The 9541-nt window shown below is 68.9% G+C and carries 9 protein-coding genes; 6 read left to right on the forward strand and 3 right to left on the reverse strand.

Annotated elements, in window-relative coordinates:
- Positions 1-10 precede the first annotated feature (10 nt).
- Positions 11-3052 (forward strand): AAA family ATPase, encoded by a 3042-nt coding sequence (locus KBY65_RS06045; RefSeq protein ID WP_255000853.1) that lies wholly within the window; start codon positions 11-13, stop codon positions 3050-3052.
- Positions 3053-3082: 30 nt separating this feature from the next.
- Here the strand turns inward: KBY65_RS06045 and KBY65_RS06050 are convergent, their stop codons facing one another.
- The 3 genes from KBY65_RS06050 to thiD are packed head-to-tail and all read right to left on the reverse strand — an operon-like array spanning position 3083 to position 5022.
- Complete coding sequence (locus KBY65_RS06050) at positions 3083-3496, reverse strand: DUF1499 domain-containing protein (RefSeq protein WP_094561618.1); 414 nt, start codon at positions 3494-3496, stop codon at positions 3083-3085.
- A 16-nt stretch (positions 3497-3512) separates the two neighbouring features.
- Positions 3513-4196, reverse strand: coding sequence for a peroxiredoxin-like family protein (locus KBY65_RS06055; RefSeq protein ID WP_255000855.1), 684 nt, complete (start codon positions 4194-4196; stop codon positions 3513-3515).
- A 4-nt stretch (positions 4197-4200) separates the two neighbouring features.
- On the reverse strand, positions 4201-5022 hold the full coding sequence (gene thiD / locus KBY65_RS06060) for a bifunctional hydroxymethylpyrimidine kinase/phosphomethylpyrimidine kinase (RefSeq protein WP_255000857.1): 822 nt from the start codon (positions 5020-5022) through the stop codon (positions 4201-4203).
- Between the two features lie 332 nt (positions 5023-5354).
- On the opposite strand from thiD, the gene KBY65_RS06065 reads away from it, so the two are divergent.
- The 5 genes from KBY65_RS06065 to KBY65_RS06085 all read left to right on the forward strand — a co-directional run bounded on the left by KBY65_RS06065 (position 5355) and on the right by KBY65_RS06085 (position 9541).
- Positions 5355-5558 (forward strand): hypothetical protein, encoded by a 204-nt coding sequence (locus KBY65_RS06065; RefSeq protein WP_254987219.1) that lies wholly within the window; start codon positions 5355-5357, stop codon positions 5556-5558.
- Positions 5559-5571: 13 nt separating this feature from the next.
- Complete coding sequence (locus tag KBY65_RS06070) at positions 5572-7125, forward strand: FAD-binding domain-containing protein (protein ID WP_254987220.1); 1554 nt, start codon at positions 5572-5574, stop codon at positions 7123-7125.
- A gap of 111 nt (positions 7126-7236) precedes the next feature.
- On the forward strand, positions 7237-8307 hold the full coding sequence (locus tag KBY65_RS06075) for an alkene reductase (RefSeq protein ID WP_255000858.1): 1071 nt from the start codon (positions 7237-7239) through the stop codon (positions 8305-8307).
- Complete coding sequence (locus KBY65_RS06080; RefSeq protein WP_255000860.1) at positions 8304-9083, forward strand: pirin family protein; 780 nt, start codon at positions 8304-8306, stop codon at positions 9081-9083. Before KBY65_RS06075 ends, KBY65_RS06080 begins: the two co-directional genes overlap by 4 nt.
- A 32-nt stretch (positions 9084-9115) precedes the next feature.
- Positions 9116-9541, forward strand: coding sequence for a DUF2721 domain-containing protein (locus tag KBY65_RS06085; RefSeq protein ID WP_094561610.1), 426 nt, complete (start codon positions 9116-9118; stop codon positions 9539-9541).

The raw sequence follows: 9541 nt of genomic DNA on the forward strand, positions 1-9541 counted from the left end.
TCAGCTGCGGATGGAGGCGTTCGGGCCCTACGCCGAGCCTGCGGAGATCGACTTCGATGCCCTCAGCGACGAGGGGCTGTTTCTGATCCACGGCAGCACCGGTGCTGGCAAAACCTTCCTGTTGGACGCCCTCAGTTATGCCCTGTATGGCGAGGTGTCGGGGGATCGCAACGTCAAGGCGTTGAAATCGGACCACGCCGATGCGGCGGCGGTGCCGCGGGTGAGTTTGGTGTTCTCCTGCGGCGGTGGCCGCTACCGGGTGGAACGCTCTCCGGGCTACACCGCCCCCAAGACCCGCGGCGAGGGGTTCACCGAAAAGGCCGCCCAGGCGGTGCTGTTCCGGTTGAACGGTTCAGACGCCGAGCCGATCGTCAGCCGCACCACTGAGGTGAGCCGCGAGGTGGAGCAGCTGGTGGGTCTCAATGCCGCCCAGTTCCGCCAGGTGATCCTGCTGCCCCAGGGCCAATTCGCGGAGGTGTTGCGGGCCAAGGCCGAGGAGCGCGAGGCCCTGCTCAAAACCCTGTTCGACACGGTGGCCTTTGAGCAGGCGGGCTTCTGGCTGGAGGATCAGGCCAAGGTGGCACGGCTGGATCTGGCGGAATGCACCCGGGCCCAGGAGGTGCTGCGTCGCCAGGCTGCCCAGGCCTGGAGCCCGTTCGCCTCGCCGCCACTGCCTGACCCCTCTGCCGCGCCTGACCACCCTGCAGTGCCTGACCAGCCCGCCGCGCTTGTTGAGCCTGGCGCTCCTGATCTCGATCGCCTGCAGGACCAGATCGCCCTGGTGGTGGCGGGTACGGCCCAACGTCTTGCGCAGGCCACCGCAGCCCTGAATGCTGCTCAGACAGCCAAAGCTGAGGTGGACAGGCTGGCCGATCGCTGGGACCGGCGCGCGGCGGCCCAAGCCACGCTTGTGGAGCTGGAGGGCAAGCGGGCGGTGGTCGACGACTACCGCCAACGGCTGCGGTTGGCCGAGCAGGCCGAGGCCCTGCGCCTGAGCGTGGAGGCGCAGCAGGCGGCGCAGGCGGACTGCCTGCAGCTGCAACAACGCATCGCGGCCCAGCTGGGCGGCGCCATGCGAGCCCGCGACGCGGCCCAGGCCTTGCCTGCCGCTGTGTTGCAGCTCGAGCTGAGGGCGCTGCCGGCCCTGGAGGCTCTGGATGCCGCCCGCACTGCCCTGGCGGCGCGCCGGGTGGAGTTGACGGCCCTGGTGCGCCAGGCCCAGGAGGCCGCTGAGGCCCAGGGCGCCGCGGAGCAGGCCCGCCAACGGGCCGCCTCCGCTGAAGCAACCCAGGCCCGCAGCAACGCCGAACGGGAGGCGCGGCAGCAGCAGTGGCAGGCCGCCAGTGAGGCTTTCCAGCGGGCTTGCTCAGCCCGTGATCGGCTCGATGGCTTGCAGCGGGCTGCCCAGGAGGCCCAAGTGCAGAGCGATGCCAGCGCGGCCATGGCGGCAGCCCAAGCGCGGCACAGCCAGGCCATCGCCGCCCAGAACCGTGCCGATGGCGCGCTCAACCAGGCCCATGCCCTGCTGCTGGAGCTGCGCCGCCGCCAGATCGCCGGCATGGCGGCGCAGCTCGCCGGCGGGCTGGTGGACGATGCCCCCTGCCCCGTGTGTGGCGCAACCCTTCACCCCAGTCCGGCTCAGCCCTCGGAGGATGCCGTGGCCGACGCGGCGATCAGCGCCGCTGAAGGCGACCTGACCGCGGCCACCACGGCGGCCCGCGAAGCGGCGACGCTCGTGGCCACGGCCCAGGGGGAGCTGAAGGCGCTGCAGGAGAAGGCCGGCGCCGCAGCGGCAGATCCGGCGGTAGCCCGTCGGGGGGCGCAGCAGTCCAAGCAGGCCCTCAATGGTGCCAAGGCCCTGGCGGCCCAGGTCGACACCCTGCAGCAGGCGATCGTGGGTCACGAGCGGGAGCTGCAGTCCCTGCAGGTCGCCATCCAGGCGGCTGCCACGCAGCAGGCCCTGCAGAGCCAGGTTGCTGCCGAAGCCCTGCGCCGGGCCGACAGCTTTCGTGCTGAGATCGCCAGTGTGCTGGGGGACGGGGTCGACCCCCAGGTGGCGCTGCTTGGCGTTGCGCCCCTGGAGGCGGCCTTGAAGGATTTGGCGGCCTGCTGCCAGGCCAGCAGCAGCGCTGACGCGCGGCTCCAGCAGGCGGTGGAGCGGCTGGCAAAAGAATTGGCCGGCTCGGCGTTTGCCGATGGCGCTGCTGTGCAGAACGCTTTGCAGGAGCCGAGCTGGCGCCAGCGGCTGGTCGAGCGGATCGACGTCTACGACAACGACCTGATCGCCGTACGCAGTGTGCTGGCCTCCGCCGATCTGAGCGAGCTGCCGGAGCAGCGGCCCGACACCGCTGCGGCCCAGGATGCGGTGGCTGTTGCTGATGCCACCCGTACGGCAACCGTGGAGCGGCACAGCGAAGCCCGGGGGGCGCGGGCCGAGATCGAACGGCTGGCGGCTGCGCACCGGCAGGGGGCGGTTGCCCTGCAGGCAAGCCAGGAGCGGGCGCGGCTGCTCAGCGCCGTGGCGGATCGCTGCACAGGCCGGGCGGCACCGTTCATCTCCCTGCAGCGCTGGGTGTTGTCGGCCTATCTGGCGGAGATCTGCCGCTATGCCAACCAGCGGCTGGAGCTGATGACCTCAGGCCGCTACCAGCTGCGGCTCAGTGATGAAGGCGGCCGGGGTGGTCGCCATGCCGGCCTGGGGCTGGGTGTGCTCGATGCCTACACCGGCGAAGAGCGGGAGGTGAGCAGTCTTTCGGGGGGCGAAACGTTTCAGGCCTCCCTGGCCCTTGCCCTTGGTGTGGCCGACACGGTGCAGGCCCATGCGGGAGGCGTGCATCTTGATGCCCTGTTCATCGACGAGGGCTTCGGCACGCTCGATCCCGACAACCTGCAACTCGCCATGGACGAACTGGATCGCCTGCGCGATGGCGGCCGCATGATCGGAGTGATCAGCCATGTGGGTGGCCTCAAGGAGCGCATCCGGGCCGGTATCGCGATTACAGCGGGGGAGAAGGGCTCGCGGGCCACGGTGTGCCGCACCGGGATGGGCTGAGCCCTGGCGCTAACGCCATCCCGGCGGGCGTTAGGTCGCCTCTGCCAGGGCCTGTTGAAGGCTGGCGAGCCGGCCGCCGTTCACACCCAGATCGGAATCGCCGAGGCGTGACACCGAGCGGGCCTGCAACACGCCATGGGCCTTGTCGGCATACAGCTCCAGATCGTCGACAAAGCCGAATAGGGCACTGCTGGCGGTGGCATGCAGGTAGCCATTGCTCTGCTCCACCACCGCCGTGCGGGGCATCGCCTGCACCACGGGCACCAGGGCCGCCAGGGCGAGGTCGGGATCGGCTACGGCCCAGTCGGAGCGGGCGCAGTGGGCTGGTGAGGGGCAGGCCGCCAGCGCTCCGTTGTGAACCCCCAGCTCCGCGGGCACCGGCCCAACGAAATGGAACAGGGCCAGGGTGATGGCCAGAACGCAATGCTGCAGAAGGGAGGTCATGGCCGCGTGGGGACGTTCAAGGGTTGAGGTAGGGATCGAGGAACGCCAGTGGACGCGCCATGGTGGCGGAGAACCCCAAAATGCCGCGGTCTTGGTAGCTGTAGAGCAGGTTGTCGTCGCCGTCGAGCAGGTAGGTGCCGCCGCGCTGGGTGATGAAGTCGTCGCGGGGGACGTAGGTGCGCCAGGCACCAAGCACCTCCACCATGTTGCGCAGCCGCACCGTGGCCAGCTCGAAGGGACGCTGAAATCCCCCGCCACCAGCCAGGGCAAACAGCGGGCTCTCCAGCCGCTGGGGCGCTGAGCGATCGCCGCTGTAGCCCCGCAGCACCTCCGCCAGGGTGCCGGGTGAGCCGATGCCGGCGCACATCAGCAGCAGCCCAGGCCATGGGCCGCCAGCAACCTGCAGACCGGCATAGAGGCCCAGCGCTTGATGCAGCTGGGGTTCCGCATCCACCAGCAGGCGATCGCGGGGGAAGCCAGTGAACTGGCAGAAACGATCCGCCCCGGGGCCATCGCCGATGCCGATGGCCAGAATCGTGATCCCCGCTTCCGCCAGGCGCGGCAGCACGGGCACGAGGGCCTGGGCATATTCCAGGCTGTCGAAATCTCCCAGCTGGGAGAGCAGCAGCACCAGCCGACGGCCCGATCCCATGCCGGGCACCGCGGCCAGGCGTTGCAACAGGGGTTTGGGAGCCTTCATGGGCTCACCGTAACGACCGCTCTGCCGTTGCAGCGTGCCAGTGACAGAGTGGCCCCTGGCCGGCTCCGATCCCCAGAGCCTGCCTCAATCCGCCTTCCACATAAGCCTTGGCGGCCTGCACCGCCTCGCTCAGCTCCAGGCCGCGGGCGCGATAGGCGGTGATCGCCGCCCCCAGGGTGCAGCCCGTGCCGTGGGTGTGGGGCGTCGGCACGTGGGCATGCACCAACCAGCGGCCTTCGCTGGATGCGGTGAGCAGGTAGTCGCGGCCGCGCAACTCCGGCAGTCCACCACCCTTGATGAGTACGGCGGTGGGGCCTTGCTCCAGCAGCAGTCCTGCCGCCCGCTCCACATCCGCTGCCGTTGCGATGGTGCTGCCGGTGAGCAACTGGGCCTCGTGGAGATTGGGCGTGAGCAGATCGGCCAGGGGCAGCAGCAGCTGGCGGTAGGCGTCGATGGCTTCTGCTTCCAGCAGCACCGCTCCGGCCCGCGACACCATCACAGGATCAATCAGCCTGGGCAGGCTCAGCGGGGCTAGGGCGGCCGCGGTGGCTTCGATCAACGAGCGGTTGAGCAGCATGCCCGTCTTGAGGGCGTCCACCGCCAGATCGCTGAGCACCGCCTCGATCTGGGCCGATAAGGCCTCCGCTGGCAGGGCATCCACGCGGGTAACGCTGCAGGTGTTCTGGGCCGTGACGCAGCTGAGGGCCGAGCAGCCATGCACCTGAAGGCTGGTGAAGGTTTTGAGGTCAGCCTGGATGCCGGCGCCGCCGCCGGAATCACTGCCCCCGATCGTGAGGGCGATGGCCGGAGCCGACGCTGGCGCCATGGTGCGAGGGGGAGGGTGAGATCCTGCAGCATCGGTCAGGCTCTGCGGCAGCCCCAGCGATTCCATGTAGCTTGAACGCGCTAGGGATGCAGATCTATGCGAATCACGCATTGTCAGGGCGAGCATCTAATTGCCTTGACGGAGCCTGAAGCTGCCTGTCTGGTCGACGCCTGCGTTCTGTTTGCGCTGGCTGCTGAATCAGTATCCGGCTCCTCCCTTCCCCCGGAGATGGCCACCCTGCTCTGCGAACTGTTCGACGGATTGAAGAGCTCGGCTGGGGCCCCCAGCGCGGCTTCACGCCCCCTTCCCTGAGCCACCCGGAGTCCGCCGCGATGAAGGTTTCCCGTCACGGCGACCAACGCCTGCTCTGCCTCAGTTCCGAGGAGGTGAGCCTGCTGGTTGACCTCTGCCACGCCGGTGCCTTTTCGGACCATCTCTCCACCTCCGCTCCGCGGCGTCAGCGGTTTCAGAACTGTCTCTGGCAGGTGCAGCAAGCGCTGCTGCCGGGGGTGAAGCAGCGCAGCGGCCGGCGCTGACCCCCCGCGCGTCATGGGCCCCCTTCATATCGTCTGGTTCAAGCGGGATCTGCGCTGCGTGGATCACCGGCCCTTGCTGGAGGCGGCTGATTGTGGTCCCGTGCTGCCGCTTTATGTGGTGGAACCTGAGCTCTGGCAGCAGCCCGATAGCTCCGCCCGCCAGTGGGCGTTTTGCCGTGAAAGCCTGGGGGAGCTCCGAGCCGCTCTGGCGAGCCTGGGCCAACCGCTGATCGTGCGCGTTGGGGTTGTTGAGCAGGTGCTGGAGCGGGCCCGCCGTCAGTTCGGCATCGCCGGCCTTTGGAGCCATGAGGAAACGGGCAATGGCTGGACCTACGCCCGCGACCAGCGGGTGGCGGCCTGGGCCCGGCAGCACGCCATCACCTGGAGAGAGATCCCCCCATTTGGGGTGACGCGCCGGTTGAACAGCCGCCAGGGCTGGGCCCGGCGCTGGGAGCAGCGCATGGCCGAGGCCATCAGCCCCGCCCCTAAGCGCTTGACACCCTTGGCTGGCCTCGATCCCGGACCCATCCCCACCGCCGAGGCGTTGGTTATGGCCGCAGACCCCTGCCCCGACCGTCAGGCCGGTGGTCGCTCCCAGGGGCTGGCCGTGCTGGAGAGCTTTTTGGAGCAGCGCAGCCGCACCTACCAGCTCGGTTTGTCCAGTCCCAACACGGCCGGGGTCAGTTGCTCGCGGCTCTCGCCACACTTAAGTTGGGGGACGCTGTCGCTGCGGGAAGTGGTGCAGCGCACCCGTCAGCGCCGCGCGGCTCTGACAGCCGTGCCCTGGCGCCGTGCCCTGCAGCGCTTTGACGAGCGGCTGCACTGGCACTGCCACTTCATCCAGAAGTTGGAGAGCCAGCCGAGCCTGGAGTTTCGCGAGCTCCATCCCCTCACCGCCGGCCTGCGCAGCGGTGAGGGGGCTGGCGACGAAGCGCGGCTGGCGGCCTGGGCCGAAGGGCGCACCGGCCTGCCGTTTGTGGATGCCTGCATGCGCTCCCTGATCGCCAGCGGCTGGCTCAATTTCCGCATGCGGGCGATGCTCCAGTCGGTGGCCAGCTATCAGCTGTGGTTGCCTTGGCGCGAGAGCGGCTTGCATCTGGCCCGGCTGTTTGTGGATTACGAACCGGGCATCCACTGGAGCCAGTGCCAGATGCAATCGGGCACCACCGGCATCAACACCATCCGCATCTACAACCCGATCAAGCAAGGGCGCGATCACGACCCCGAGGGTGTGTTCATCCGGCGTTGGCTGCCGGAGCTGGCGGACGTGCCGGCGGTGCACCTTCACGAACCCTGGAGGATGGATGGCGCCACCCAGGAGCGCAGCGGATGCCGACTGGGCGTCGACTATCCCGAGCCGATCGTCGATTGGGTGGCGGCTGCAGCCACGGCGCGCGATCGACTCTGGAGCCTGCGGCGTGAGCAGGGTTTTGCCGCAACAGCGGATGCGATTCAGCAGCGCCACGGCTCGCGCCGCTCTGGCCTGCGCGCATCGTCTCGGCGCAGCCGGCGCGACCTCCCAGCCGCAGATGCTTCGGTGGCCCAGTTGAGCCTGGATCTGGCCTGAAAGCCCGAGTGCGTTTCCCTTGGTAATCGCTCGCTGCATCGCCAGCTTTGAAGTGCCGTCTTGTGCGGATCTGCCCGGCAGGCACACGATGGCTCCAGCTTTGCAACACCGATGGCCGATCTGTTCACGCCGCTGCGCCTGGGCTCGCTGGAGCTGCCCAACCGCATCTGGATGGCGCCCCTCACCCGCTGCCGCGCCGAGGAGGGCCATCTGCCGGGGCCGCTGATGGCGGAGTACTACGGCCAGCGGGCGAGTGCCGGCCTGATCGTGGCCGAGGCCACGATGGTGATGGAGGGGAATTCCGCCTTCTGGCATGAGCCCGGTGTGTACAGCCAGGCCCAGATCGAGGGCTGGCGCCTCACCACCGAGGCGGTGCACCGCGCCGGCGGCCGCATCGTGCTGCAGCTCTGGCATGGCGGTCGCGCCTGCCACCCGCTGCTGAATGGCGGCGCCCAGCCGGTGGGCCCCAGCCCGATCGCCATCACCGGCGCCGAGGTGCACACCCCCGAGGGCAAAAAGCCCTATGTGGTGCCCCGTGAGCTGCGTGACGACGAACTGCCCGCCATTGTTGAGGGCTTCCGCCAGGCGGCCCGCGCCGCCACCGCCGCCGGTTTCGACGGGGTGGAGGTCCACGGCGCCAACGGCTACCTGCTCGATTCCTTTTTGCGCAATGGCAGCAACAAGCGATCCAGCCCCTATGGCGGCTCGATCGCAAACCGGGCGCGGCTGTTGCTGGAGGTGCTCCAGCTGGTGGGCCAGGAAACGCCGCTGATGGGGCTGCGCCTCTCGCCGCTCAACGGCTTCAACGCCATGGCGGATTCCGATCCGATCGGGCTGCTCACCTGGCTGGCCCAGCGCCTCAACGATCGACCCCTGGCCTACCTGCACCTGATCCGTGGCGACCTGCTGGGGCAGCAGCAGGGGGATGTGCTCACTCCCGCGCGCCAGCACTTCCGCGGCGTGTTGGTGGCTAACATGGGATACACGGCTGCGGAGGCCAACGCCGCCATCGCTGCCGGCGCCCTGGACGCGGTGGCCTTCGGCACCAGCTTTCTGGCCAACCCCGACCTGCCGGAGCGCTTCCGCCGCGGGGCGCCCCTCAATGCGCCCGATCCCGCCAGCTTTTACAGCCCCGGCCCCACTGGCTATACCGATTACCCCACCCTGGGGCCCCAGCCATGACGTCTCGCTCCAGCGCCCCAACCAGCGGCAGCGGATTCGTATTCCGCCCGGCTGCTGAGCGCTTTCACAGCCAGCGCGACTGGCTCGACAGCTGGCACAGCTTTTCGTTCTCCAGCCATGTCGACCCGGCCTGGATGGGCTACGGCCCCCTGCGGGTGATCAACGATGACGTGATCGCCGCCGGCACCGGCTTCGGCATGCACCCCCACCGCGACATGGAGATCGTCACGGTGATGGTGGAGGGCCAGCTCAACCACCGCGATTCGCTGGGGCATGCCGAGGTGCTGCGCGCCGGCGAGGTGCAACGCATGAGCGCCGGCACGGGCGTGGTGCACAGCGAGATGAACGGCGGCGATCGGCCCTGTCGCTTGCTGCAGATCTGGATCGAGCCCCGCAGCACCGGTAGCGCCCCGGCTTACGAGCAGAAGCCCTTCGCCATCGGCAGCGGCTGGACGCTTCTGCTGGACCCCGAGCAGACCGGCGGCGCCATGGCCATCCACCGGCCGGTGCGGCTGTGGCGGGCCCAGCCCCAGCCCGGCCAGGGCCTTGAGCTTCCCTTGGCCCCCGGCAGCCGCGGTTGGCTTCAGCTGATTGATGGCGCCGTTGCCCTGGAGGCGGGCGGGGAGGCTCCGGGCTGTCCCGCCCAGCTGAGTCGCGGTGATGGTCTGGGGTTCGAGGCGGGCGCTGCGGGGCTGGCTGCCATGACTGCCATCAGCACCGCCACCACCATCGCCACCACCACACGTGCCGATCTGCTGCTGTTTGAATTGCGCTGAGTAGGTTTGCCAAGCCTTCGGCTGCCCTTGCCATGCCCTCCGCTGACCTGGCCCGAGCCATCCAGCTCTCCCTGGCGCCGGTGTTTCTGCTGGCAAGCATGAGTGGCTTGCTGATGGTGCTCACCAATCGGCTGGGTCGCCTCGTCGACCGGGCCCGGGAGCTGAAGCGTCAGGAGCGCGACTCCGACCTGGAGATGGGACGCGACCTTCGCCAGGAGCTGCAAGGCCAGAAACGGCGCATGGGTCTGCTGATGAAGGCGATTGAGTTCGGCTCCGTCACCATGTTGCTGGTGGCCTTGGTGGTGGCGATCGTGTTCATCAGCGTGGTGGCCCAGCTCGATCTGGCGCTGATGGTGGCGCCTCTGTTTGTGCTGGCCATGGTGTGTCTGATGGTGGCCGTGTCGCTCCTGCTGCGGGAGCTTCAGCTGGCCACGGCCCAGCTGCGGCGCACTTTTTGA

The organism is Cyanobium sp. Alchichica 3B3-8F6, assembly GCF_024346435.1.
Lineage (GTDB): Bacteria > Cyanobacteriota > Cyanobacteriia > PCC-6307 > Cyanobiaceae > Cyanobium_A.